Source organism: Telluribacter sp., assembly GCF_035998675.1.
Taxonomy (GTDB): Bacteria; Bacteroidota; Bacteroidia; order Cytophagales; family Spirosomataceae; genus Telluribacter.
Genome location: NZ_DASYHI010000019.1, coordinates 15,084 through 38,717, shown reverse-complemented (window position 1 = coordinate 38,717; position 23,634 = coordinate 15,084). Strand labels below are relative to the sequence as shown.

At 51.3% G+C, this 23,634-nt stretch carries 23 protein-coding genes; 9 read left to right on the top strand and 14 right to left on the bottom strand.

Going from position 1 to position 23,634, the window contains the following annotated elements:
* Positions 1 to 18 precede the first annotated feature (18 nt).
* From VGN67_RS12455 to prfB, 5 genes are all read right to left on the bottom strand, one after another.
* Positions 19 to 453, bottom strand: coding sequence for a DoxX family protein (locus VGN67_RS12455; protein WP_327487169.1), 435 nt, complete (start codon positions 451 to 453; stop codon positions 19 to 21).
* Between the two features lie 68 nt (positions 454 to 521).
* Positions 522 to 1,313, bottom strand: coding sequence for an alpha/beta hydrolase (locus tag VGN67_RS12450; protein WP_327487168.1), 792 nt, complete (start codon positions 1,311 to 1,313; stop codon positions 522 to 524).
* Positions 1,314 to 1,502, bottom strand: coding sequence for a hypothetical protein (locus VGN67_RS12445; RefSeq protein ID WP_327487167.1), 189 nt, complete (start codon positions 1,500 to 1,502; stop codon positions 1,314 to 1,316).
* Positions 1,503 to 1,599: 97 nt separating this feature from the next.
* Positions 1,600 to 1,800 (bottom strand): type II toxin-antitoxin system VapB family antitoxin, encoded by a 201-nt coding sequence (locus VGN67_RS12440; protein ID WP_327487166.1) that lies wholly within the window; start codon positions 1,798 to 1,800, stop codon positions 1,600 to 1,602.
* Positions 1,801 to 1,882: 82 nt separating this feature from the next.
* Positions 1,883 to 2,957, bottom strand: a protein-coding gene (gene prfB / locus VGN67_RS12435) for a peptide chain release factor 2 (RefSeq protein ID WP_327487165.1) whose coding sequence is annotated in 2 segments (ribosomal slippage) — positions 1,883 to 2,896 and positions 2,898 to 2,957 — 1,074 coding nt in all. Because the reading frame shifts where the segments join, the coding sequence is not laid out codon by codon here.
* Positions 2,958 to 3,133: 176 nt separating this feature from the next.
* On the opposite strand from prfB, the gene lpdA reads away from it, so the two are divergent.
* On the top strand, positions 3,134 to 4,531 hold the full coding sequence (lpdA, locus tag VGN67_RS12430) for a dihydrolipoyl dehydrogenase (protein ID WP_327487164.1): 1,398 nt from the start codon (positions 3,134 to 3,136) through the stop codon (positions 4,529 to 4,531).
* Positions 4,532 to 4,704: 173 nt separating this feature from the next.
* On the opposite strand, the gene VGN67_RS12425 is transcribed toward lpdA, so the two are convergent.
* The gene (locus tag VGN67_RS12425) at positions 4,705 to 5,742 is read right to left on the bottom strand and encodes a hypothetical protein (protein ID WP_327487163.1); all 1,038 of its coding nucleotides are present in this window, start codon (positions 5,740 to 5,742) and stop codon (positions 4,705 to 4,707) included.
* 427 nt (positions 5,743 to 6,169) lie between these two features.
* Between VGN67_RS12425 and VGN67_RS12420 the strand changes: the two genes are divergently transcribed.
* Positions 6,170 to 6,883 (top strand): DUF2306 domain-containing protein, encoded by a 714-nt coding sequence (locus VGN67_RS12420; protein WP_327487162.1) that lies wholly within the window; start codon positions 6,170 to 6,172, stop codon positions 6,881 to 6,883.
* A 50-nt stretch (positions 6,884 to 6,933) separates the two neighbouring features.
* Here the strand turns inward: VGN67_RS12420 and VGN67_RS12415 are convergent, their stop codons facing one another.
* Both VGN67_RS12415 and VGN67_RS12410 read right to left on the bottom strand, forming a co-directional pair.
* A complete protein-coding gene (locus tag VGN67_RS12415) occupies positions 6,934 to 7,926 on the bottom strand; it encodes a polysaccharide deacetylase family protein (protein WP_327487161.1) in 993 nt (330 codons plus the stop codon).
* A 91-nt stretch (positions 7,927 to 8,017) separates the two neighbouring features.
* On the bottom strand, positions 8,018 to 9,781 hold the full coding sequence (locus VGN67_RS12410; protein WP_327487159.1) for a DUF4153 domain-containing protein: 1,764 nt from the start codon (positions 9,779 to 9,781) through the stop codon (positions 8,018 to 8,020).
* 148 nt (positions 9,782 to 9,929) lie between these two features.
* On the opposite strand from VGN67_RS12410, the gene VGN67_RS12405 reads away from it, so the two are divergent.
* Entirely contained in the window at positions 9,930 to 10,910 is a 981-nt protein-coding gene (locus VGN67_RS12405; protein WP_327487158.1) for a hypothetical protein, read from the top strand.
* 286 nt (positions 10,911 to 11,196) lie between these two features.
* Positions 11,197 to 11,820, top strand: coding sequence for a hypothetical protein (locus VGN67_RS12400; protein ID WP_327487157.1), 624 nt, complete (start codon positions 11,197 to 11,199; stop codon positions 11,818 to 11,820).
* Between the two features lie 80 nt (positions 11,821 to 11,900).
* On the opposite strand, the gene fabG is transcribed toward VGN67_RS12400, so the two are convergent.
* From fabG to VGN67_RS12380, 4 genes are all read right to left on the bottom strand, one after another.
* The gene (fabG, locus tag VGN67_RS12395) at positions 11,901 to 12,638 is read right to left on the bottom strand and encodes a 3-oxoacyl-[acyl-carrier-protein] reductase (protein WP_327487156.1); all 738 of its coding nucleotides are present in this window, start codon (positions 12,636 to 12,638) and stop codon (positions 11,901 to 11,903) included.
* 133 nt (positions 12,639 to 12,771) lie between these two features.
* Positions 12,772 to 13,746, bottom strand: a complete 975-nt coding sequence (locus VGN67_RS12390) for an NADPH:quinone oxidoreductase family protein (RefSeq protein ID WP_327487155.1) — start codon at positions 13,744 to 13,746, stop codon at positions 12,772 to 12,774.
* Between the two features lie 108 nt (positions 13,747 to 13,854).
* Entirely contained in the window at positions 13,855 to 14,928 is a 1,074-nt protein-coding gene (locus VGN67_RS12385) for a phosphotransferase family protein (RefSeq protein WP_327487154.1), read from the bottom strand.
* An 11-nt stretch (positions 14,929 to 14,939) separates the two neighbouring features.
* Positions 14,940 to 16,169 carry an acyl-CoA dehydrogenase family protein gene (locus tag VGN67_RS12380; RefSeq protein ID WP_327487153.1) on the bottom strand — a complete coding sequence of 410 codons (1,230 nt, stop codon included), beginning with the start codon at positions 16,167 to 16,169 and terminating at the stop codon, positions 14,940 to 14,942.
* Between the two features lie 274 nt (positions 16,170 to 16,443).
* On the opposite strand from VGN67_RS12380, the gene VGN67_RS12375 reads away from it, so the two are divergent.
* Positions 16,444 to 17,427, top strand: a complete 984-nt coding sequence (locus VGN67_RS12375) for a bifunctional ADP-heptose synthase (RefSeq protein ID WP_327487152.1) — start codon at positions 16,444 to 16,446, stop codon at positions 17,425 to 17,427.
* A 289-nt stretch (positions 17,428 to 17,716) separates the two neighbouring features.
* Here the strand turns inward: VGN67_RS12375 and VGN67_RS12370 are convergent, their stop codons facing one another.
* The gene (locus tag VGN67_RS12370) at positions 17,717 to 18,547 is read right to left on the bottom strand and encodes an aminotransferase class IV (RefSeq protein ID WP_327487150.1); all 831 of its coding nucleotides are present in this window, start codon (positions 18,545 to 18,547) and stop codon (positions 17,717 to 17,719) included.
* 227 nt (positions 18,548 to 18,774) lie between these two features.
* On the opposite strand from VGN67_RS12370, the gene VGN67_RS12365 reads away from it, so the two are divergent.
* The 3 genes from VGN67_RS12365 (at position 18,775) to VGN67_RS12355 (ending at position 21,523) form a co-directional block, all read left to right on the top strand.
* The gene (locus VGN67_RS12365) at positions 18,775 to 19,749 is read left to right on the top strand and encodes a polyprenyl synthetase family protein (RefSeq protein WP_327487149.1); all 975 of its coding nucleotides are present in this window, start codon (positions 18,775 to 18,777) and stop codon (positions 19,747 to 19,749) included.
* 151 nt (positions 19,750 to 19,900) lie between these two features.
* The gene (locus tag VGN67_RS12360; protein ID WP_327487148.1) at positions 19,901 to 20,521 is read left to right on the top strand and encodes a rhomboid family intramembrane serine protease; all 621 of its coding nucleotides are present in this window, start codon (positions 19,901 to 19,903) and stop codon (positions 20,519 to 20,521) included.
* A gap of 147 nt (positions 20,522 to 20,668) precedes the next feature.
* Positions 20,669 to 21,523, top strand: coding sequence for a LytTR family DNA-binding domain-containing protein (locus VGN67_RS12355; RefSeq protein WP_327487147.1), 855 nt, complete (start codon positions 20,669 to 20,671; stop codon positions 21,521 to 21,523).
* A 66-nt stretch (positions 21,524 to 21,589) separates the two neighbouring features.
* Here VGN67_RS12355 and VGN67_RS12350 read toward each other — a convergent pair whose 3' ends face one another.
* The gene (locus tag VGN67_RS12350) at positions 21,590 to 22,258 is read right to left on the bottom strand and encodes a phosphatidylserine decarboxylase family protein (RefSeq protein WP_327487146.1); all 669 of its coding nucleotides are present in this window, start codon (positions 22,256 to 22,258) and stop codon (positions 21,590 to 21,592) included.
* 170 nt (positions 22,259 to 22,428) lie between these two features.
* Between VGN67_RS12350 and VGN67_RS12345 the strand changes: the two genes are divergently transcribed.
* Positions 22,429 to 23,571, top strand: coding sequence for an App1 family protein (locus VGN67_RS12345; protein ID WP_327487145.1), 1,143 nt, complete (start codon positions 22,429 to 22,431; stop codon positions 23,569 to 23,571).
* The last annotated feature ends 63 nt before the right edge of the window (positions 23,572 to 23,634 follow it).

Sequence of the window (23,634 nt, the reverse complement as noted above, 5' to 3'; positions counted from 1 at the left end):
GTCCTCAATAAGCTTTTTTCAACGGTCGTGGGTTTTCATCCACTCATCCATAGAAAATTTACCGGACCCTGCAACGGTGAAGACAATCACAAGGAGAAGCGTGAGTACAGAGAGCCAGAGCTCGGAGTTGAGGTACGAGAAGCCCATGCGCAGGTTTACAAAAAACACCGCGAATAGTAAGATAGGTAGTTGAAACAGGCACGCCAGACGGGTCAGACAGCCCATGGCAATCAGAAAGCCGCCAAAGATATGGGCGAAGGCTACATAATGCACGGCCATAACCGAATACAGATCAAAATGGAGCCCGCCCACCAGCTGAGACAAGTGGGTCGTGTCGCTGATAAAGCTGATTCCTTTCACAAATAACAATACGCCCAGTCCGATACGGACCATATCCAGCCAGGCCGGATGGTGGGTGTCGCCCCAATGCTCAATACGATGAATGACATTCATAGGCTTGATAATGGTTTGGTTTTGAGAAAGTTATGTATTTAAATTTAAATAAGCAAGCAGTATGTAACTTATTTTACCAAAGAAGATAAATAAGCCGCTGCTTTGGCTACCAGTTGGGTGTGGCCGCAGGAAAGGACGATGTACTGATTTTCGGGCAGCCTCCGGGACAGTACCCTGACCTTATCCGGCCGGAGCAACTGATCGTATTTTCCCATGAACAGGTAGACAAGTACCCCATTATTGTGAAGCGTACCGTAAAGTACCGAAATGTTGAAGCGCAATGGCCGGAAGCCCAGCCACGAATGGTACACGGTTTGGCGCTGCGCGGGCGTAGCCAGCATGTGCTGCACAAACCGGATCAGGCTGCTGTGTAGCAATCCGGCTTTTTCCAAAAGTCGCGCCGCGCTGAATAGTTTGTCCGGATGCTCAAGTACCTGCCGGAACAGGTACCTTCCGGGGGCGAGGCGGGTGGCTAGTCCGTATAGCGGATGCTCCCTTACGCCGTCAGGGGCCATCAGGTAGGCCTGACCGATCTGCTCCGGAAAAGCTTCGAGTGTAGCGAGCGCAAAACGCCCACCCATACTGAATCCGGCTACGTCGAACCGGTCAATGCTGTTATCGGAGAGAAATTCCTGGACAATTTGTTTCCAGGCCGCTTTGGTGATAGGGGAGGTTTCGTGGAAGTCATCCGTCGAGGTAGTCCTGCTTTGGCCGTGAAAGTAGAGGTCAAAAGCGTAGAGGGTATAGTAGTCACCAAGTACTTCGGCAAAAGGTTGGTAGCAGTTAATGCCGTCCTGCCCGATGCCGTGGAAGGCCAGTAGTACGTGCGGGCCGTGACCCAGGCGGTGGTAGTGGAGCATTTATTCGTATCTTTCCTCCTTCTGTACTTCCTCAATCAGTTTTTCCAAAGGGATTTTTTCCTCCTGCTGCCGCTCCTCAATAAGTAGTGCATCCAAAATATCTTCTACCAGTTCCTGATGTTCTTCAAGATTAATCACAATATCTGTCTTATGTCCTTTTTCGTCGGTTATGTAGCGTATTCCTGTCATGGCTGTCTTGATTCATGAAGTGTCGCTCCTACGGAGCTTTTCGTAAAAAAAAGAATCAAAGCACTACTAAGGTTTTGCCCCTCCGGGGCTTGCGACTTTACTTGCTAAAATCATCCAAAGGTTTATCAAAGTCTTCGGATAGGGTAAAGGTACCCTTCATCATGCCGAAGCGTAGCTTTTTTGGAGTGGATTTTTCTGCTACGTATTTAGTAAGCAGAAAATCAACGTAGTCTGCTACCTGATTTTTAAGGTTATCGGGCAGGATAGACACTTTATTCAGCAGATCAGTGTTGATCATAGCTCGCAGTAATTTTCTGAAAATACTAATTATTGATGATAAAAGTCCCCGGAGGTTCAACTGTTTCCGGGGACTCATTATTTTACGACTCCATCAGATAAGCTTTGATGAAATCATTCAATTCACCGTCCAGTACCGCGTCGGTATTGGAGGTTTGGTAGTTGGTGCGGTGGTCCTTCACGCGGCGGTCGTCGAGTACGTAGCTCCGGATCTGCGAGCCCCACTCAATTTTACGCTTGGAGGCTTCCACTTCGGCCCGGGCCGCGTTGCGCTTTTCCAGTTCGATCTGGTACAGCCGCGATTTTAAGAGGCGAATAGCTACCTCCTTGTTCATCAGCTGTGAGCGCTCCTGCTGACAGGCAATCACGATGCCCGAAGGCTTGTGGTGCAGCCGCACGGCCGTTTCTACCTTGTTCACGTTCTGTCCACCGGCACCACCCGAGCGGTAGGTATCCCAGGTAATATCGGCCGGATTGACGTCAATCTCGATATCATCGTTGGCCAGCGGGTACACGTACACCGAGGTAAAGGAGGTATGCCGGCGGGCGTTGGAGTCAAAAGGCGAGATACGCACCAAACGGTGTACCCCGTTTTCGGACTTGAGGTTGCCGTAGGCGTAGTCGCCGTCTATTTCCAGCGTAACGGATTTTACACCCGCTACTTCCCCGTCCTGCAGGTCCACTTCGCGTACTTTGTAGCCGTTTTTTTCGGCCCACATGATGTACATCCGCATCAGCATGGAGGCCCAGTCCTGCGACTCGGTACCTCCGGCGCCGGCGTTAATCTCAATAACAGCGGGAAGTTCGTCGCCTTCCTCCCCCATCATTTTCCGGAACTCGATTTCGTCCAGCTTGGCTTCGAGCTTGCGGCCTTCTTCGTCCACCTCCTCTTCGGTGGCTTCGCCGGCTTCGTAAAATTCCCAGATGGTATCCAGGTCGTCGCGCAGGCGGGCGAGTTCTTCGTAGCCCAGGGTCCAGAATTTTAGCCCCTGCACTTCCTTCATGGTACGCTCGGCGCGTTCGGAGTCGCTCCAGAACTCGGGCTGGGCGGTTTGTTGTTCGAGGTCGTTTAGTTGTTCTTTGCGGTTAGCGTAGTCAAAGATACCTCCCCAAGGCCTCAACTCTGGCCTTCAAGTCTTTCAACTGTTCAAGTGTCATATTCAACAGGATTAATTTAAAATAATAAATACGTAGAAACAAAGATAGTAACAATTTGGCAGGTACCCCGGGTTCGGGCTAATCACGCCCGATGTCGGTGTAGGCAATCCGGCAAATCGTCTTAACTTTGCAGCGTTTTTCAGTAAAACCTTTTTTACCAAAAAATCAAATAGGAAATGGCTCAAACATATGATGTGATCGTGATTGGAAGTGGCCCCGGAGGGTATCCGGCAGCTATCCGTGCTTCCCAGCTGGGAATGAAAGTAGCGATCGTAGAAAAAGAAAGTTTAGGGGGAATCTGCCTCAACTGGGGCTGTATCCCCACCAAAGCCCTGCTCAAAAGCGCGCAGGTATTTGAATACATCAAGCACGCCAAAGACTACGGAATCACCGTAGGCGACTACTCGGCTGACTTCGGCGGGGTGATCAAACGGAGCCGGGGCGTAGCCGATGGAATGAGCAAAGGCGTATCCTTCCTGATGAAGAAGAATAAGATTGACGTCATTATGGGTGCCGGTAAGGTGAAAGGCAACAAAACCGTAGAGGTAACCGATAAGGATGGTAAGAAGACGGATTATACCGCTGGTAAGGGTGTCATAATCGCTACCGGCGCCCGGGCGCGTGAGCTGCCCAATATCAAAATTGACGGTCAGAAAGTAATTGAGTACCGTAAGGCCATGAGCCTCGAAAAGCAGCCAGCCTCCATGCTGGTGATTGGTTCGGGAGCCATCGGGGTGGAGTTTGCCTACGTATACGCGAGCATGGGTACCAAGGTAACGATCGTGGAGTTTTTGCCGAACGTGGTACCCGTCGAAGACGAGGACGTATCGAAAGAACTGGCCAAGCAGTACAAGAAGAATGGGATCGATATTTACACAAATTCCTCGGTAGAAAAAGTAGACACCAGCGGCAAAGGTTGCAAAGTGTCTGTTAAAACGCCCGACGGAGAAAAAACCTTTGAGGTGGACGTAGTACTTTCAGCAGCCGGTGTAATCGCTAACCTCGAGAACATAGGTCTGGAAGAAACCGGCATCAATACCGACAAAGGCAAGATCGTTGTGAACGAGTGGTATGAAACCAACGTACCCGGCTTCTACGCTATTGGCGACTGTACCCCGGGCCCGGCGCTGGCGCACGTAGCTACGGCCGAGGGTATCGTGTGTGCCGAAAAGATCGCCGGTCACAAGACCGAAGCCATCGACTACGCTAATATTCCGGGATGTACCTACTGCCAGCCGGAGATTGCGTCGGTAGGTCTGACCGAAAAGAAAGCCCGCGAAGCCGGCTACGATATCAAGGTAGGTAAGTTTCCGTTTACGGCCTCGGGTAAAGCTACGGCGGCTGGTGTACGCGAAGGCTTCGTAAAAGTTATCTTCGACGCCAAGTACGGTGAGTGGCTGGGTGCGCACATGATCGGGGCCAACGTCACCGAAATGATCGCCGAAGTAGTAACCGCCCGCAAGCTCGAAACTACCTCGCACGAAATCCTGCGCGCCATTCACCCGCACCCGACCATGTCGGAAGCGGTAAAAGGAGCTACTGAAGCCGCCTACGGCGAAGCGATTGATTTGTAGCAGGTAGTAAGTTTAACGTATAGGTTAATGAGTAAGACCTCACCAGCTTATAAGATCTGGTGAGGTCTTACTTTATTAGGGTACTAGTAAAAGGCTTTACCTGCATTTGTCCCATGCTTGCAGGATAGTAATCTGGCTTCTCCTCATATTATCCTGTAATAGCCTTTTGGACGCTACAGACCAAGCAGGTGTTCTGAAAAGATATGGTCTTTGAGAATATTGGCAAATTGTTGTACGCCTGTCTCTTCCCTTAAATGACATATATCACAGAAATTCTCTTTGTTACGAGGCAGGGCCACATCCATATCCAGGAAGCTTATTTTGTTTAAGGCTACCAGTTCTCGGAGCTGGTCATTATGAACCTTAATACCTTTCTGGACATTTTCAGGAGTACCCCAGATAGAAATACTGGACTGGTACTTACATTTTCCAAAATAGCTCTTGTCAGTCTCAGTTCCGGTCAGATGGACCCCTTCCGGGAAAAAAGACGCATAGGACATGAGCAGGAGTGGCTCCTGCCGGGATTTAGCAATATTAATTAGTTCCTGAATGTTTTTCCGGTAAGAGACCGAAGTTTTTATTTCGCTCCCATGGGTGACATAATCAAACGGTACGCTGTTCATATCGAGGCTCGCCGGTTTGGTGTAAAGGTGCTTCAGCTTCTTATAAATAAAGTGGAGCGTATAAGGTATAACTGTGTATTTGAGTTCAGTATGCTGCACAATCAGATGGACGTCCCGGTACCATACTACGTGGCTATAGTCTTCCCTGAACAGCTCACTGGGTACGTTGTTGAACCTGTTCTCATTGATGGCCTCATAATAAATTACCAGGTCAAAGTGCTGGTTAGCTACTAGTTTGTACTTAATCAGATTGTCCAGTGAAGTATTAGCAGGCGCTGCGGCATTGTATACCCGAATAGCACTTCCCTTGGAAAGATGCGGCTGAAGGAGCTTTTCCAGCCGTGTTTCCAGGTGGGACCAGTTGGTACTAACTACTGAACCACCTAAAATTAAAATATTCTTAACGTCTTTTTCTTCTCTAGTATTCTGCGCGAAGATCGGGGCAAGCTCCGAGTAGTGCTTTTTAATAAAGGAATGATAGGGGTTAAAAATGCATGTAGCGAATCCAAAGTAAAATAGTCTTAGTCCTACTTCAATAAGTAGATAATAGAACGTAAATAAGGTGGTGTAGACAGCTAATTTTTTCATTTTTAGAAGAGGATGGTTTTAAATTATTCATTAGGGTAAATCGATTGTCGGTGACAGAAAAGCAGAAGAGTATAATTTTTTGAAAGAATTAAACTCCTGTTAAATATATCACTTGTCCCCGCACGGGTCCAGAATCGGAAGCTTTAGTTTCTGAAAATTTATCTAACGGTAGGTTGCCCATGAAGACTTAGGCGGAAGTGGAAGCCAAAAAGCTTCTGAGCAGGAGGAATACAACCTTAAAACTGATAGCACGAATGCAGGTCCTTTGCAGCGCATAAGAGGGTTTTTTGCTTTGTCATTTATCCCAAAAGCCCCTCCGCCGGGCTGATTATCCCAAAACCTTGTCCGTAGTCCCTCCGATTTGGAGTGGTGCGTGAAGGAGCGATACGTTTGTGTCATCGAATCAAACAACACAAATCTATTCGCTATGAACCTGCTCAACACTCTGTTCCTGATCCTGCACATTGCCGCCGGCTTCTCAGCCCTGGCGGTGGGGGTAGTCCCACTGGTGGTTAAAAAAGGAAGCCCGCTGCACAACCGGTCGGGGCTGGTTTTCTACTACGCTATGGCTGTGGTATGCGCTACGGCTTTCTGGCTGGTGGCTTTCAAAGGTAGTCCGTTGTTCCTGTTGTTCATTGCTATTTTCAGCTTCTACATGTGCTTCACGGGGCGGCGCGAGATCCTGCGTAACCGTTTAAGGGTTCACGTAGAGCGGCTGGACTACAACGCAGCCGGACTGGCTTTGCTTTCGGCGGTAGGTATGCTGACGCTGGGTATCTTTCAGTTATCGCAGAGTAATTTTGGAATACCTTCAATTCTATACCTGGTTTTTGGAACGGTACTTTTCAGCCAAAGCAGCTACGACTGGCGCCGATTCAAAAATGCTGCAAAAAGTAAGTACCTTAAGAAGAGCTGGTTTTTCCACCATATAACCCGAATGGGCGGTGCGTACATTGCTGCTTTTACAGCCTTTGCGGTGGTCAACACCCGTTTCAACGAAGGACCCTACGCGTTCTGGCTTAATCTGGTGGCCTGGCTGGCTCCCGGTGTCATCGGGGGTATTCTTATTGGTCGTACGGTGAAGTACTATCTGAATAAACAAAGCAGCAGCAAAGGCCATAAAACAGCGATTCCTGCGTAGAAACAAGTACTATGCAGGAATCAACTCTCTGTAGATAGCGGGATGTATACTTACTTCACCTGCGTGCGGCGCTGCATGGCTTCGCGCCAGGTGGTCAGGATAATGCCTTCCTTTTCGATGTACTTGCGCAACTCGGGATCAATCATGGCCAGCAGGTCGCCTTCACGGGTAATTCCTGACTCCGAAATATGGGCGAACACTTCCGTTGGATCAGTACAGTGCATGATTACCATGGTAAGGCCCGGCTTCAGGTTTTTCAGGCCGTCGATGTACTTTTCAGTTTTGTAGCGCTGCAGTTCTTTTTTGGACATACTGGCGTTGCCCTTCCAGCCGTAGCTTTCATTGTGCAGGTCGTCCAGGACCGGCAGGCCCGAAGCCCACAGCTGGCTGCCAATCTGGCGGGTCATGGTCAGCATCTCCGGCGACATTTTTTCGTCAATCTGAATGGCGGTGTTATGTCCACCCGGAAACATCACCGGAATCTTTTCCTGCATCCCTACCTTGACGTAGCGCTCTATAAAGGCCGGAGTCGCAAACAAGGTACCCATGTGTGAATCAAGGTGCGTAGGCTCAAAACCCATGGAACGGGCGCGGTCAAGCTGGGCGCGGATCTCCCTTTCTACGTCGTCGGGCGAGCCATTTTGTACTACGTCTTTTACACTGGGCCAGAGCGCTCCTTCGGCATCCACCAGGCTCTTCACGGCGGGCTTACCGGCCAGTGGCCCCCAGCGGTAGTCTTTCCATTCGGAGGTCAGCGTCAGGTGCAGACCGGCATCTACCCCCGGGTTTTGCTTCATGTAGTGCACAAAGCCGGGTACCCACGAGCAGGGCATCATGATACTTACGGAGGTAGCTACTCCCTCGCGCAGAGCCCTGATGGTACCCAGGTTGGAGTCGTACGACATACCCGCGTCGTCTATGTGCATGATCACTACTTTTTTTCCTTTCGGATAGCCTAACTTTTCGGCGAAGGTAGTTTCAGGACTTTGGGCAAAGGCGGCGGTGGCTACGGCTAACAGAAGTACAATAAGACTACTTTTCATGAAAAATGGCTGTAAATGATTAGGACTTAAAAAGTAAGGGTTTAGGAAATATACTACCTCTATCATACTTCTTATCCGGACTTTCGGGCTATTATTTTCTTAACAAAATTCCCTCGTACGAGTAGGTGTCGCCATTGCGGGCCGCCGAGCGCAGCACCAGCCGCAGCGAGTGGGCCTGGTCCTGAAAACTGAATACAAGCTGCGCCGGATCAACCTCGTACGAAGAAGTGCCGTACTCCTGCTCCAGCTCGGCCAGGCGGGTGGCTATATCCCAGGAGGCTACCTGGGTAGTGCCCCGGTATACCGTCAGATTCCGGCCGTTGCCGGTGGGCTGTATCATCCAGCCGTTCTGCTCCATCCGCTGCTCACCATACACGTTAAACAGCCACATGGTACCATAGCCGTTGATGTCCAGCGCGTAAATTTCATTGGGTGCTGAGCGGGTGGAGAAGTTGAGCGTCCGGCTGGCTTCACCCGGTATAGCTTTCACCGAAAGGCTGTTCCTCAGCCGTACCTCCATGGCATTGGCCAGGGTGGTAGGATTGTTGCGGGTGGGAAGCTGAGCAAAAAACGGCTGCAGGGTAGCGGTTTCGCCCCGGTCGCGGAAGTACCTTACTATAGACTGCAGGTGGTCGTAGTCGCCGGGCGGCACGGCGGCCCTGCCTTCCAGCTGCTGCTGGTTATTCAGGAGCTGGTATTTTGCCAGAAGATCCCGAAAACGGTTGGCCTGACTCTGGCGCGACAGGCCGAAGATACTCCACGGACCTATCGCAATGGCGAAGCTTATGAGGCACAGCGTTAGGGGAATCAGGCGGATGTCGTCGCGCTTGCTGAACAGCAGGTAAAAGGTAATTCCCAGCAGCCACACCGCCAGAATCCCGACCAGGTACCGGTTTTCGGTAATGCCATAGTCGCCGATGCGGCGGTAAATTCCCACAAAGAGCAGCACAATCAGCGGGAGCAACGCCAGGTGGAAGCGTCGGGCAAAGAGCCGTATCCACCGTTCTTCGGCGGAGCTGCGCAGGGGGTACAGGAGCAGGAGCGCCAGAATACCCGCCACCGAAAAGGCCACCACCAGGTAGGCCACGCCGCCTTCGGGCAGCCGCCACTGGATCAGGATCTGGGCTGAGTACACGTACAGGATAATCAGGTATACTACCTCGAGGGGCAGCAGCACGTACTGCGTAAAAAGTTTCAGTCCCTTTGGGTACTCGCTTATTTCGTCGAGCTGGTCCAGCCGTTCGGGAATGCCGCTGAGAAAGAGCAAGGTATGAAAAAAGCTGAAGATAAGGACAAATAAATCTGCCTCGATGCGGAAAGGATAATCAACATCGAACAAAAAACGGACGGTTTCGATGGCGATGATAAGGCCTATGTACAAGGTACCTGCGTACAGTGTAGCGGTCAAGATCTGGATAAAAAGCGTTTTATTGAATTCCCAAAAACCGTGTGGTTTATTGTACCCCACAAAAGGAGCAAAGGACACGAGCAGGTGCGCACTGACCATAAATAACCCAAAGCGGTAGTAGTCGCGCTGAATGGGGGTTTCGTTCATGGTAAAGAAGTACCCGATAAGCAGTACCACTACCGCCACCACGGCACCCAGTTGTACCGCCTGGCTCCAGCGCCTGCGCTCCGCCACGAGCCGTACGCTGAGCAACAGGGGCAAGGCCAGAAAAAGCAAAAAAGCCAGCCGGACCAGCAGGTTATGGGTAGGTTCGTCGGTGCGGGGCGTTTCGATGAGGGTAATCAGGAGCAGGGCCTTGGCGGCGGCGACCAGTACTACCCAGGGCAGCCGCTGTATAACGCGTTGAATGGCACTTGTCAGATTTTGTACCGAGGGTAGTTTAATCATGCTAAATGTAAGGTTCGGGGCATAAGGTAGGAAATGAATTCATCCTAATCAACATTTTATTCGTTCCGTCAAACTCCGCTTCCGGCAGGGCAATACTGCCCCCAATCCGGCGTTATGGCATACAGCACTCTTTGTAATAGACTCACTCATGAAGCTAAATCCACTGGTTCTGTCGCTCGTTCTGGTAGTGACTTTCTCAACTGTTCACGCTCAGCAACTGAGCCTCAGTCGCCTTTTTTACCCCAATGTCACCCTTCGGGCCGACTACTACGTACCCTCCAATGTACCCACCAGCCAGGACTTCGGTCTTTCCCGGACGAGCTTTTTTGGAATGGTACCGGTACAGAGCGAGGTACAGGCAAGTTTCAGCCTGAGAAAAAAACTGGACCTGCGGGCAGTACACACGCTGGTAATTGCTCAGTTTTCGCAGCTGCAGCCTACGTTTGAAGGTATAAAAACGCCGACTAACGGCTACAAAACGGCTTCGTTGGGCGTGATCCGGCTGCAGGCCAGCGTTAAGGAGCGGCTGTGGGTATATGGGGGCGGACTGGGTATGACCGAAACCAACGAAACGTTTTTTTCGCCGCAGCCTTACCTGTGGGGCGGTGCTGCCCGTATGCATATTTTTGGACTGCAGTCGCAGATTATCTACGGCTCCGTGCTGGTTTATAACCAGAAGCTGCGCGTGGTTCCGGTATTTGGTGTGAACAAGCGCCTGGGGCCGCAGTGGCGGGCCACGGCTATTCTGCCTTTTATGGCCGACGTCAATTATAAAATCAACAAATGGTCTAACCTGGATTTCATCGCCGGGGTGAATGGCTACAGCGGCGGCTTTCAGGTACAGGCTCCCGAAGAGAAACTACTGCGTCGGGAAAACTACCAGCACGTTAAGTTAGGAATCGCCGCCAATGCTCACCTCTTTACTGTTTTAAATGTATCGGTAGAGGCAGGTATGACGGGCTTCCGCCAGCTGCGCACGTTCAATAGCGCCCGCGAAAACCTCACCGCCTATTCGCCCGCTCCTACTCCCTACATCGGGGCCAGTGTACGGTACATCACCAGCCGGTCCAGTATCTCGTCTCAGTTTACGAAACGCCTGGGACTGGGTGATAAGGGGATCAACTGGTAGGAGACGGGCATCTTCTGGGATCTTTTTCGATATGATTTTATAAAGAATTTTATCATGAGTACCTCTTCCCGTGGTCGGGTCTTTGGGTTCGTGGCAGGCGAAGTGTTTTTAATTATTTGCAAATAAAATTTTAACAAAATACGAGTTGTATATATTTATATTTCGATCATGGCGATGTAATTTATATTGAACAAAATTATATTTTGTTTGGAAGTATAAGATCCGGTTTGGAAATGATTAGGAGTTTATTGCACTTTTGCAGCATCAAACTCAATTTGAACTAGTCATGAAGAAATCAATTAGTATTACCAGCCTTATCCTTTTTACCCTGCTGGCAGGGTTTACCTCTACCACCTTCGGTAGCACTACCCATAGCGGCGACGTTCAGGTACGTGTGGTATCTCTCAAAGAAAATAAAGTCCTGATAGCCGCCGAGTCGGTATCGGCTCAGGCCGTGACGGTAGAGCTGATGGATGCAAACAAAAATGTTCTTTTCGTCAGGAAAATAAGAAAAAACCCTTCTTTTGCGGAGTCCTACAACCTGCGTAAGCTAGCAGATGGGGCTTACTTCATTAAGGTTTCCAATGCCAGCTATAGTTATGTAGTACCGGTCGAAATCAAAGGAGGTGTTACGACGGTTCGGCAGAGTGAGGCTGAGGAAACGCAGCGCCCCGCGGTACGCCTGCTCGAAAACAAGCTAAGTGTATATACAGTACTGGCCGGCAGTTCTTCTTTCTCGTTGCAGCTATACAACGACCAGCAAAAGGTAGTATACTCAGAGCAGGCGCAGGTGGTAGAGAACATCCTGAACCGCCGGTACGATTTAAGCCAACTGCCGGAAGGTCAATACAACGTGCTGGTGACAATCAACGGCCGGGTGTACTCCGAAGAAGTAGCCATTACCCGCTAAGGGCTATTAAGTACAGCTACAAAGAAAAGCCTTGTGCAGCGAGCACAAGGCCTTTTTTGCTTTTAAATCTGGAGGTACTATCAGGCTACACCACCGTTGACACTGAGGGTATGGCCGTTGACGTAGGAAGCTTCCTCGCTGGCCAGGAACAGGTAGGCGTAGGCAATGTCTTCGGGTACGCCCATGCGCTTGACGGGTATGCCCGCTACGGTTTGGTTCCGTACTTCCTCCGGAATCTGGTCGGTCATATCCGTCAGGATAAAGCCCGGTGCCACGGCGTTGGCCGTAATATTGTACTTGCCCAGCTCCCGCGCCCAGGTCTTTACCATTCCGATCATGGCCGCCTTGGTAGCGGAATAGTTGGTCTGCCCGAAATTGCCCGTGATACCTACCACCGACGATGTACAGATTATACGACCGTACTGCTTTTCGACCATGTAGGGTACTACGGCTTTGGTGCAATAAAAAACGCCGTTGAGGTTTACATCAATAACCTGCTCCCACTCGGCCTGCGACATTTTGAGCAGGGAGCGGTCGCGGGTAATACCGGCATTGTTGATCAGAATATCAATGCGCCCGTACCGCTCTACTACCTCGCGGGCGGCGGCTTCCAGCGCCGGAGCATCGGTTACGCTTACCTTTCTGAATTCGGCCTGGTGGCCCTGCTCCCGCAACTCCCGGGCGGTAGCCTCACCGGCATCGAGCATATCCCAGATAATGACCGTGGCGCCTTCTCTGGTAAATACTTCCGCCGTGGCTTTACCAATGCCCCTGGCTCCGCCCGTAATAATGGCAATTTTGTCCTGTAAACGACTCATAGATAGGTTTCGTTATTTGCTTTAAGCTATAGGCTGTAAGCAGTAGGCTTTTTAAAGGTTATATTGTTAATAGGTACTTGCCTTGGCTGTGCTTTCTTATTCCCGCTGGTCAAACAGATGCTGCCCAGGTAACCTACATGACCACCACCGCCTTGCCCACTACTTTACGGTCCAGCATATCCCGTAAGGCCAGGGGAGCATCGACCAGGGGATAAGTACCGTGCAGGTGCTGCTGAAGTTTTCCTTTGTTAAACCACAAAAGCAATTCCTGGAAGTTTTTGAGGTTTGCCTCCGGTTCCTGCTTCGCAAAAGTCCCCCAAAACACACCCACGACCGAACAGCCTTTCAGCAGTGGCAGATTCAGCGGAATTTTGGGAATGTCGCCCGTGGCAAAACCCACCACCAGGTAACGCCCCTGCCAGGCCATGGAACGAAGCGCCGGTTCGGCAAAGGTACCTCCTACGGGATCGTACACTACGTCGACACCCAGGCCCATGGTGAAGTCTTTGATCCGTTCGCGGAGATCGTCGGTGGAGTAGTTGATGGTCTCACCGGCTCCTAACTCCCGGCATACCCGAAGTTTTTCGTCGGTCGAAGCGGCGGCAATGACCCGGGCACCCATTAGTGCGCCCAGCTGGACGGCCGCAAGTCCTACGCCCCCCGCGGCACCCAGTACCAGCAGGGTTTCTTCCGGCTGCAGCCGGGCCCGGTTTTTCAGGGCGTGGTAGGAAGTACCGTAGGTGTACATGACGCTGGCCGCCGTAACAAAGTCGATACCGGCCGGCAGCGGCAGCGTGGTAACGGCCTCGGCCAGTACTTCCTCGGCGAAGCCGCCCCAGCCAACCAGGGCCAGCACGGCATCGCCCGGTTTAAGATGCTTCACTCCCTCGCCCACTTCTTTCACTACCCCCGACACTTCCCCCCCCGGCGAAAAAGGCAGCGGTGGCTTAAACTGGTACTTATTCTGGATCAGGAGCGTATCCGGGAAGTTAACGCCGCAGGCTTTCACGCTAATAAGTACCTGTCCCTTGCCGGGTGTAGGCGAGGGTACCTCTTCCAGGACCAGACTCTCCGGTGCTCCGTATTCTTTACAAAGTATTGCTTTCATGGTGTAGGTAGTACCTGTTGGGTATAAGGCGGTCCGCCTGGTAAATAATTTTTAGTATTGTTAGAAAAATTAGTTTGAAATAGATTCTTCACTTTTTGGCAGAACCGGCTAGTACTTTCCACTTTCTACGGCACTGGCTGCTTTGCCCGACAGGGCCTTTATCCCCACCAGCAGCCCGGCAAAGCGCTCGTCCCGGGTCAGGCCCTTTTTCCAGCGCGCATAAATCTGTTGAATTACTACAGTATTCTTGAACAACCCAAACACGTAGTAGTACAGAATGTTTGATAAGTCGCGGCCACTCTGGTCGGCGTAGCGGTCGGCAAACTCGCGGCGGCTGAGCGTACCCGGTAGCCAGGTAAAGTTAAAGCTCTTTTCAAAGGGGCCGTCACCGGCCTCGGCCCAGTACGAAAGCGAAGTACCTACGTCCATCAGCGGATCGCCCACAGTACACATTTCCCAGTCCAGCACGGCCACCATATCGGTCAGGTCGTCGGGGTTCAGGACTACGTTATCAAATTTATAATCGTTATGGATTAGGGTGGGGGGCTGCCCGGTGGGTACCCCCTCCGAGAGCCAGCGGTACAGCTGCTCCATCACGGGCAGGTCGTCGGTTTGGGAGGCCTGGTAGCGTTTGTACCAGCCCTCTACCTGCCGCTGAATGTACCCTTCGGGTTTGCCCATGTGGATGAGCCCGGTTTCCTGAATATCTATCTTATGCAAACGCACCAGGTTATCTACCAGGGTTTCGGACATCCCCCGTAGCAGTCCGGGCGTAAGGTTCATTTGGGGCGCAGTGTGCGCCCGCAGAATGACCCCCGTTACCCGCTCCATAATGTAGAAGGGGGCATCCAGAATAGTTTCGTCTTCACAAAGCAGTATAGGAGTAGGTACTTTGTGGTAACCGGCCTCTCTGGCCAGTGTAAGTACCCGGTATTCGCGGGCCATGTCGTGTCCGCCTTTGATGTTTTTGGCCCCAAAGGGCGGGCGGCGCAGCACGTACTCACGGGCATCCTGGGTCCGGAGCAGGTAGGTCAGGTTAGAGTACCCACCCGGAAACTGCCGGACGTCGGTCACCTCCGCTACCGCCGCTCCGACCGCGCGCAGGTACTTGTTCAGCCTGGGGAGATCCAGCTCTTCACCCGCTCGTACCGGGGCGGGGGTATCTATTTTTAGCTCACTCATAACTCCCTCCTTTACTTCTTTTTGGTGTCCAGACCGTACTCTTTCAGAATACTCCGCGCCAGGGCCGACTTATGTACTTCGTCGGCACCGTCGTAGATGCGGGCGCCGCGTTCGTGGCGGTAGTACCAGGCCAGCAGGGTGTCGTCGGTCACGCCCAGCGCTCCGTGTATCTGAATAGCCCGGTCTACTATTCGCAGCATCATGTTGGCTACGTAAAATTTTATGGCTGAAATCTCATTTCGGACGGCGGCCGCGCCAAATTTGTCAATGTTATGGGCCGTGCGCAGTACCAGCAAACGGGAGGCGTCCAGCTCGGCCCGGCTTTCGGCTATATAGCCCTGGATAAATTGCTTCTCGCCCAGCCTAACGCCATCGCCCATGTTGCGGGTGGCAGCGCGGCGGCACATCAGGTCAAAACACCGCTCGGCAATCCCAATCCAGCGCATGCAGTGGTGAATGCGTCCCGGCCCCAGCCGCTCCTGCGCCAGTACAAAGCCCATGCCTTCGCCACCAATGAGGTTGGAAGCCGGTACCCGGCAATTGTCGTAGGTAACTTCGGCGTGGCTGCCCCAGTGGTCGGAGGCGTCGCCCATGATGGAAATATTGCGAACCAGCTCAAAACCGGGGGTATCGGTAGGTACTACTAACATACTGGCTCGCTTATGCGGCGCGGCGTCGGGATTGGTAACCGCCATAACTACGGCAAAGGCGGCCCCGTCGGCCGAAGAGGTAAACCATTTGTGACCGTTAATCAGGTACTCGTCGCCTCGGTCGGCGCTCTGGTGCCGGGTGGCCGTAGTACCCATATTCACCGGATTGGAGCCCGCGTAGTCCGGTTCGGTCATGGAGAAGCAGCTACGGATGGCACCGGCTTTGAGTGGTTCCAGAAATCGGTGTTTAATATCTTCCGAAGCGTGCCGGTGCAGCAGCTCCATGTTACCGATGTCGGGGGCCTGGCAGTTGAAGGTATAGTGACCAAAGGGCGTCCAGGCCAGCGCTTCGCTCACCTGCCCAAACTCACAGAGCGACAGGCCGTGCCCGCCCTCCACCTCACTCCACTGCAGATTCCACAGTCCCGCCTTTTTGACCAGCTCCCGTTTTTCGTCCAGTTGCCGGGCTACTTTTGAGAAGTTGCCCGTAAGGTGTTCGGCGGTTTCCAGCGGTACCAGTTCGTTTTGCACAAACTCCTGTATGCGCGGTACCAGGTTGCGGGTCTTTTCCGTAGCAAAGATTTCTTCCATTCTTAAGCTCTTTTAGGTACAGCAGCCGTATGTGTGCATACCGTATGAATCCAAAAATAGCAGGTTCTCGGTAAAAACCTCATCCCCTGCCCCTTCTCCTTGGAGGAGAAGGGGGACAAAAAGTATCTTTCCGTAAAAGGCTAGGCTACAAAAACTCCCCTCTCCAACAAGGAGAGGGGTTGGGGGTGAGGCAAAAAATACAGACATTTGCGCTGCCATTGACAAAAAGGTACCGATTGGGTACCTGACCAATAGAATAGAACATCCACAAAATATGACCATAGATCAGACTTTCGAAGCGTTTAATTCTTTGCGCGTACTGGTAGTAGGCGACGTCATGCTCGACTCCTACGTATGGGGAAAAGTAGAGCGTATTTCACCCGAAGCGCCGGTGCCGGTTGTAACGGTAAACAAGCGGGAATACCGCTTGGGTGGGGCCGGTAATGTACTCCTGAACGTGCAGGCGCTGGGGGCGGAGGCCATTATCTGCTCGGTAGTGGGGGCCGACGCGGCAGGAGACATCCTGTGCGGACGACTGGACGAACTGGGCCTGAACTGCGAAGGGCTCATCCGCAGCGAAAGCCGGATCACCACCATTAAAGAGCGTATTATAGCCGGTTCGCAGCAGGTGGTACGCATTGACACTGAAACCGACAAGTACATCAGTGAAGAAGAGCGGGAGCGGTTAGTGAGTAAGGTGAAGGAGCTGATTCCGACCTGCCAGGTCATTATTTTTGAAGATTACGACAAAGGGGTACTTAGCCGGGAAACTATCGCCGAAATTACCGGTTTGGCTAACGCGCATGGGGTACCTACCGTCGTAGATCCCAAGAAGCGTAACTTCCTGTCTTATGAAAATATTACGCTTTTTAAACCCAATCTGAAAGAGCTACGGGAAGGGCTGAAAGTAGACTTTGAGGTAGACAAGGACGGGGAATTACAGGCGGTTGTACAGCAACTCAAACAAACCCTGAACGCCCGCGGTGCCCTTATTACCCTTTCGGAAAAAGGGGTGTTTATTGATTTTCAGGAAGAAATACACCACCTGCCGGCGCATATTCGCAAGATAGCGGACGTATCCGGAGCGGGCGATACGGTCATCAGTATTGCGGCCTGCTGCGTAGCGCTGGGGCTGTCCCCGCGCGCGGTTGCGGGTATCTCCAACCTGGGCGGCGGGCTGGTTTGTGAGTCGGTAGGCGTAGTACCTATCAACAAAGAACGCCTCCGGCAGGAGGCGTTGAAAGAAGGACTTTTATAGGGGCGCGCCCCTGCTTTAGGCTGTAAGCTATTAGGCAGTAGGCGCAAGATACATGCCCCCTACCAAGGGGGACACAGGGGGTGTTAAGGCAGTAAGTACCACACTAGACAACGATTATGTGTCAGCATTCTCCGCCGTTTTACACCCCCCTTAATCCCCCCTTATTAGGGGGGAAACATCAGGAACTTCCCAAACCCCGCGCCAGGATTCCCTTTACATCTGCTTATAACCTAGGTACCTGATTCCCACCGCCCCTATTATGCGCTATAAATTAGTAATTGCTTATTGGTCAATGGTCACTGCTTTTAATTACCTTCTCAAATAAATCCTGCAGCAGCAGCGTACGCTTGCCGGGGGTACCATTGCCGATGGCCTGCTCGCCCACCCGTACAATGGGCATGACCCACTTGGTAGTACTGGTAGTAAAGGTTTCGTCGGCAAAAAGAAATTCGTCCAGACTAACCGGACGTACCTCTACTTCAAAGTGCGACGCCGCCAGTTCCATCACCACCCGGCGCGTAATGCCGTGCAGTACGTTACGGTTGGGGGTAATGAGCACATCGCCCCGGAATAGAAAAACGTTGGAACGGGTAAGTTCGCTGATTTCTCCATCCTTGTGAAACAGCAGGTCTGAGGCGCGCTGCTGTTTCATTTCGTCGGCCATCAGTACCATGTGTACGTAGTTGGTCGTTTTGACCTCGGGCAGGTCGCGGACATATTCGTAGGGAAGTACCTTCATTCCTTTCAGCCGGGCACCCGGATTGTCCTGCGGGAGCGGCTCCGTCCGGATCAGGAGGTTGGGTTCAACGACGCTGACGCTGTCGGCGGAGTAGCCGCCCGTCAGAACAAAGCGAAACGCCACCTCGGCCTCACCCGATAACCGGTACAACTCCGCCAGTACCGCCGCCGCTTCCTCCTGACCTATCGGAAGACTAAGCCTGAGCTGCCGGGCTGAGTTTTCGAACCGTTGCCAGTAGTCATTCCAGCGAAAAGGTACACCGTTGTAGGTACGGAAGTAATCAAACATCCCGTAGCCGCGCAGCAGACCCAGGTCGTTGGTCTTGAAAAGAGGGGTGTCGAGGGGGAAAAGCTGGCCGTTGAAGTAGCAATGGTAGGGCATATAGTGTAAATAAGTAGGGTAGGTATAAATAGGGAAACAGGGTACTGGCTTTACGGAATGCGTCAGATGATCTATAAAAGTAGAAAATAGGAGCGTTCCGGCGTCTATCTTTTGAGTTTTTCGTTGGGAATTAGCTACTTTGCAAACTTCAATTAAGTAAAAAAAGTTAGTTTATAGTAAACCCTGACTATTCACACCCGGTTGAAAAGTGCAGAAATAGACTTAGAATGACAACACCCGAACAACTGCTGCAAACGCTGCAAACTGATATTGAACAGAATACCTTCGGTGAACATCCGGTTGAGTTATATGAGCCCATACGCTACATTATGTCGCTGGGCGGGAAGCGCTTGCGCCCGCTTATGACGCTCATGGCCGCCGCCCTGTATACCGATGAGTGGCAGCGTGCTCTCAAACCGGCCCAGGCAGTAGAAGTATTCCATAACTTTACCCTCATGCACGATGACATCATGGACCGCGCGCCGCTGCGGCGGGGGCAACCTACAGTGCACGAAAAATGGAACAGCAACATTGCCATTCTGTCGGGCGATGTTATGCTGGTACGGGCCTACGACCTGCTGCTCGATGTGGAGAGCGACCGCATTAAACGAGTACTGACCCGCTTTAATCAGACGGCGGCGGAAGTTTGCGAGGGACAGCAGCTGGACATGAACTTTGAAAAGCGCTGGGATGTGTCAGAGGCCGAGTACCTGGAAATGATTCGGCTGAAAACCTCGGTACTGCTGGGGTTTGCGCTGGAGCTGGGGGGCATTATTGGAGGGGCCGACGAAGAAGCTACCCAACTCCTCTACGAGGCGGGGGTCAGTATGGGCGTTGGCTTTCAACTTAAAGACGACCTGTTGGATGTTTATGGTGATCCGGCTAAGTTTGGGAAACAGGTAGGTGGAGATATTATCGCTAATAAAAAGACGTTTCTGCTGATTGAAGCCCTCGAACGTGCGCAGGGCGAAACCCGGACCGAGCTGGACAAGTGGCTCAATAAAAAGGAATTTGATAAAGAGGAGAAAGTAAAGGCGGTTACGGATATTTATGATTCGCTGGACATCAGAGCATTTACCGAACAAAAAATCAATGACTATTTTTCGCGTGGCTTCGACTGCCTGGAACGTGTACCCGCCGAGCCAGCCCGCAAAGCGCCGCTGCTGGGTTTTGCCAGCCAGCTGGTCGAGCGGGAGCAATGATTAATGAGCAATAATCAGTGACCAATGTCCGTTGCAGACGCCACCAATAATAACTAAATCTTAACATGAAGGCTGCTACTCCTATACTCATTAACTCATACACTTTTAACTTAATCTCTCAATCACAAATCACTCATTCACTCAATAAACAATGTCCATTACCCTCATCCTCATAATTATCACCGTCGGAATTAGTATCTACGCCTGGAACAACCCCAGCCTGCTGGACAAGTGGGTGTTGAATCCGTACCGGGTTACCCAAAAGAACGAGTACTACCGGTTTATTACCTCCGGATTTATCCATGCCGACTACGGGCACCTGCTCTTCAACATGCTTAGCTTGTGGTTTATCGGGGAAGGCATTGAGCGTTTGTTCGGAATGCTTTTTGGTGCCAGCGGAGGCATGTACTATCTGTTCCTGTATATAGTGGGCATTATTGTTTCTGACATTCCTACCTTCCTGAAGCACCGCAACAACTCAAAATATAATTCATTGGGTGCCTCGGGTGGGGTGTCGGCGGTACTGTTTGCAGCCATCCTGTACGCGCCCCTGCTGCAGATATGTCTTTACTTTTTTATCTGTATGCCGGGCTTTATATTCGGGCTGCTGTTCCTGGGGTACTCTTTCTTCGAATCGCGGCGGGGTGGCGGCTACGTCAACCACGATGCCCACATGTACGGCGCTATTTTTGGTATGCTGTTCATGGCCGTAGTTTACCCCGGTTCCGTTCCCGGTTTCTTCGAGCAAATCGCCAGCTGGAGAATATTTTAGAATGAGCAATGACCAGGTATCAGTGACCAATAAGACAATAGCCGGTATATACAGGATGAGTAAGTATTCCACGCTATTTAGTCGCAACGCGTTCGGTTCGACAATCCGCATTCGAAAATCGAAAATCATTCTTCCGCTCTTTCGCCAATGTTCCAGCTACTCCGGCAGCCTTATCCACTCAACGACTCCCGCCGGCACGACTTCCTGTTTGCGGTAGGAGCGGGGCTGTTTGTGGCGCTGTTCCTCTTTCTTTTTCAGCCCTTCGGACTTAGTCGCTGGGAAGCTTCCTGGACTAAGACCGCTGTTATTACCGGGTATGGTCTGGTTACGTTTGGTGCGATGCTATTGTGGGAGTTTGGAGTAAAGAGAGGTTTGTTGGCGGGTAGTTATACGGAGGAGAAGCATACCGTCGGGCGGCAGATTCTCCACGTGGCTCTGCTTCTACTGCTCATCGCCGTCGGTAATTACCTATACACCCTACTCGTTTTTGGCCAGGATGGGCCAGGTGCCGTCGAAGGCTTTGGTAAAACGGTACTTTACACCCTGCTGATTGGTATATTCCCCACCGTGACGTCGATCCTGCTCAACTATGTATATCAGCTTAAGAAATACCGCCATCCTCCCCAGGTGGTACCCGGGGAGCCTGCTGTACCCTCAGCGGACGTATTGGAGTTGGTTGCCGAAAACGGAAAAGATTCTCTGGCTGTCAGGGCTGAGCAACTTTACTACATTGAGTCTGCCGACAACTACTGTCTGGTGGTGTACCAGGGGGAGAAGGAAAAGAAGCGGGAGCTGGTACGGAGCAGTCTTTCCCGCCTCGAGGAGCAGATTAACTCTCCCCGGATTGTGCGCTGCCACCGCTCTTTTATCGTAAATCTTTCCAAAATAGAAAAAATTACCGGCAACGCTCAGGGATACAGGTTACACCTACCTGGAGAGGTAACCATTCCGGTAGCGAGGCGGTACAACTCTATGATTATTGAGCAATTGAAGGGAAAGTAAAATGGTAGTCGGCGGATAATTTTTTAACCCGTACCTCCTTTCCTCCATTATTCCTTTCCTCCCTTACTACTCCTCTACCTTCAGCTCCGCCAGTACCGTAACACTACCGACAGTTTTGTCGCCCAGTTTTACTTTGATATCAGCATCCAGTGGTATAAAAATATCAACCCGCGAGCCAAACTTGATAAAGCCCATTTCTGAGCTTTGCTCTACCGGCTGGCCTTCCTGTACATACCAGCGAATACGGCGGGCTACGGCTCCGGCTATCTGGCGGAACAGTACATCTACGCCCTGGGCGGTACGGATTACAATGGTAGTACGTTCGTTGTCGGTGCTGGACTTAGGGTGCCAGGCGACCAGGTACAGGCCGGGGTGGTACTTGAAGTATTGCACCACACCACTGACGGGCGTCCAGTTAACGTGTACATTCAGGGGCGACATAAAAATACTGATCTGGCGGCGGGGGCCCTGGAAGTACTCGGTCTCGACGGTTTCTTCGATCACTACCACTTTTCCGTCACAGGGGGCTATTATTTGTTTTTCGTCCCTGGCAATAACCCGCTTCGGATGGCGAAAGAACTGAACGATCAGCAGGAAAACAGCGATACTCAGGATGATTAGCAGCAGGTGTAGCCACGTCAGGCCCGGCGTAAAGGAGCGTACCCCCCAGTTAACCAGTAGTAGCAACAGGGCTGTACCTCCAATAATCGTATAGCCTTCTTTATGGATAGTCATAGTGATAGGTTTTGTGCAAGTGCGGTAAAAATACAAATATCGTCCAAATCCTTGAAATCTTTTACTTCTGGCAGATCTTCCGTTTTAAGTGACTAACAATTAAGAAAGAGGAGGGTTCTAATAATAGAGGAATTATTGAATAACGTTCTTTATCCTAAAAATAGACCTGGATGGCCGGTTTAACGCAAGAAGTAAAAGAAAAGCTATTGGCAGCCCTTGCGCTGGCGGAGCATAGTATAGCTAAAGCAAAATTCAAAGTAAAGGACAAGCTAAATCTGATTGATCCGATCAGGATTGTGCCGTACTATGGGTTTGGCAATGAGAACTATGTGTACTTGAAGGGAAGAGTACTGGAAGATGAAAAAGTAAAGGACGACCGGGAAAGTAATAATCCGGCAACGCATCTCAAAAATACTTTCAAGCGGTATGAGTCTGATGAGATACCTGGTATAAAGTTAATGGCTTCCTTTGCCGGACAGGTAAAAGAAGTAGTGACAGATGAAGAGGGCTATTTTGAGGTCGAGTTCAGGACTGAAGACAGAGTTGACTATTCTAAAACAGGTAACAAGATACAACTGAAGCTTCTGGAACAAAAAACGGATAATGATGTCCTGGAGGCGGAGGGTTACGTGTTTGCTCTGGGTCAGGAAGTGGAGTTTGGAGTAATATCGGATATTGATGATACGGTACTTGTTTCAAATGTCACGCATTTTTTGGGACAGCTTAAACTTATGCTGACTAAAAATGCCACCGAGCGGAGTCCTTTTCCGGGTATAGCAGGTTTCCTGCGGGCGCTTGGCAAAGGCAGCGATGGCCAGGGGCAGAATCCACTTTTCTTCGTATCAGGCAGCGAATGGAACCTCTTTGACCTGCTGATTAATTTCTTTCGCTCGCACGATATACCCGAAGGTCCTTTGCTGCTGCGAGATAAGGGTACCAAGTTTGACCGGGGTACCTTGGAAACCAGTGAGGAGGAGTACAAGCAGGAAAAGATCCGTCATATTCTGGATACCTTTCCTTCCCTTAACTTTATCTGCATTGGCGACAGCGGTCAGCTCGACTCCGAAATCTACCGGCAAATGGTGGAGGAGTACCCGGGGCGAATACTGGGCATCTATATACGGGATGTAAGTCCGGATAAGCGCGACGCGGAAGTGCGAAGTATAGCAGAGCAGGTGAAAGAAATGGGCACCGAAATGCTGCTGAGCGCTGATACTCTTGAAGCCGCCCGCCATGCTCTGCAAATGGGCTGGATCAATGAGGAGCAACTTGCCGATATAGAGCAGGAATGTGAGAAGGACAGTACCAGATAAGCAGGCGCGGTAGCAGTATCAAACAACTTCTGACAAATTCCCGTACAAGCAAAAGCCCCACTT

What these genes read in the sequence shown, in the direction of transcription:
- VGN67_RS12455 (WP_327487169.1), bottom strand. Translation starts at nt 453, where the DNA reads ATGAATGTCATTCATCGTATTGAGCATTGGGGCGACACCCACCATCCG.
- VGN67_RS12450 (WP_327487168.1), bottom strand. Translation starts at nt 1,313, where the DNA reads ATGCTCCACTACCACCGCCTGGGTCACGGCCCGCACGTACTACTGGCC.
- VGN67_RS12445 (WP_327487167.1), bottom strand. Translation starts at nt 1,502, where the DNA reads ATGACAGGAATACGCTACATAACCGACGAAAAAGGACATAAGACAGAT.
- VGN67_RS12440 (WP_327487166.1), bottom strand. Translation starts at nt 1,800, where the DNA reads ATGATCAACACTGATCTGCTGAATAAAGTGTCTATCCTGCCCGATAAC.
- lpdA (WP_327487164.1), top strand. Translation starts at nt 3,134, where the DNA reads ATGGCTCAAACATATGATGTGATCGTGATTGGAAGTGGCCCCGGAGGG.
- VGN67_RS12425 (WP_327487163.1), bottom strand. Translation starts at nt 5,742, where the DNA reads ATGAAAAAATTAGCTGTCTACACCACCTTATTTACGTTCTATTATCTA.
- VGN67_RS12420 (WP_327487162.1), top strand. Translation starts at nt 6,170, where the DNA reads ATGAACCTGCTCAACACTCTGTTCCTGATCCTGCACATTGCCGCCGGC.
- VGN67_RS12415 (WP_327487161.1), bottom strand. Translation starts at nt 7,926, where the DNA reads ATGAAAAGTAGTCTTATTGTACTTCTGTTAGCCGTAGCCACCGCCGCC.
- VGN67_RS12410 (WP_327487159.1), bottom strand. Translation starts at nt 9,781, where the DNA reads ATGATTAAACTACCCTCGGTACAAAATCTGACAAGTGCCATTCAACGC.
- VGN67_RS12405 (WP_327487158.1), top strand. Translation starts at nt 9,930, where the DNA reads ATGAAGCTAAATCCACTGGTTCTGTCGCTCGTTCTGGTAGTGACTTTC.
- VGN67_RS12400 (WP_327487157.1), top strand. Translation starts at nt 11,197, where the DNA reads ATGAAGAAATCAATTAGTATTACCAGCCTTATCCTTTTTACCCTGCTG.
- fabG (WP_327487156.1), bottom strand. Translation starts at nt 12,638, where the DNA reads ATGAGTCGTTTACAGGACAAAATTGCCATTATTACGGGCGGAGCCAGG.
- VGN67_RS12390 (WP_327487155.1), bottom strand. Translation starts at nt 13,746, where the DNA reads ATGAAAGCAATACTTTGTAAAGAATACGGAGCACCGGAGAGTCTGGTC.
- VGN67_RS12385 (WP_327487154.1), bottom strand. Translation starts at nt 14,928, where the DNA reads ATGAGTGAGCTAAAAATAGATACCCCCGCCCCGGTACGAGCGGGTGAA.
- VGN67_RS12380 (WP_327487153.1), bottom strand. Translation starts at nt 16,169, where the DNA reads ATGGAAGAAATCTTTGCTACGGAAAAGACCCGCAACCTGGTACCGCGC.
- VGN67_RS12375 (WP_327487152.1), top strand. Translation starts at nt 16,444, where the DNA reads ATGACCATAGATCAGACTTTCGAAGCGTTTAATTCTTTGCGCGTACTG.
- VGN67_RS12370 (WP_327487150.1), bottom strand. Translation starts at nt 18,547, where the DNA reads ATGCCCTACCATTGCTACTTCAACGGCCAGCTTTTCCCCCTCGACACC.
- VGN67_RS12365 (WP_327487149.1), top strand. Translation starts at nt 18,775, where the DNA reads ATGACAACACCCGAACAACTGCTGCAAACGCTGCAAACTGATATTGAA.
- VGN67_RS12360 (WP_327487148.1), top strand. Translation starts at nt 19,901, where the DNA reads ATGTCCATTACCCTCATCCTCATAATTATCACCGTCGGAATTAGTATC.
- VGN67_RS12355 (WP_327487147.1), top strand. Translation starts at nt 20,669, where the DNA reads ATGTTCCAGCTACTCCGGCAGCCTTATCCACTCAACGACTCCCGCCGG.
- VGN67_RS12350 (WP_327487146.1), bottom strand. Translation starts at nt 22,258, where the DNA reads ATGACTATCCATAAAGAAGGCTATACGATTATTGGAGGTACAGCCCTG.
- VGN67_RS12345 (WP_327487145.1), top strand. Translation starts at nt 22,429, where the DNA reads ATGGCCGGTTTAACGCAAGAAGTAAAAGAAAAGCTATTGGCAGCCCTT.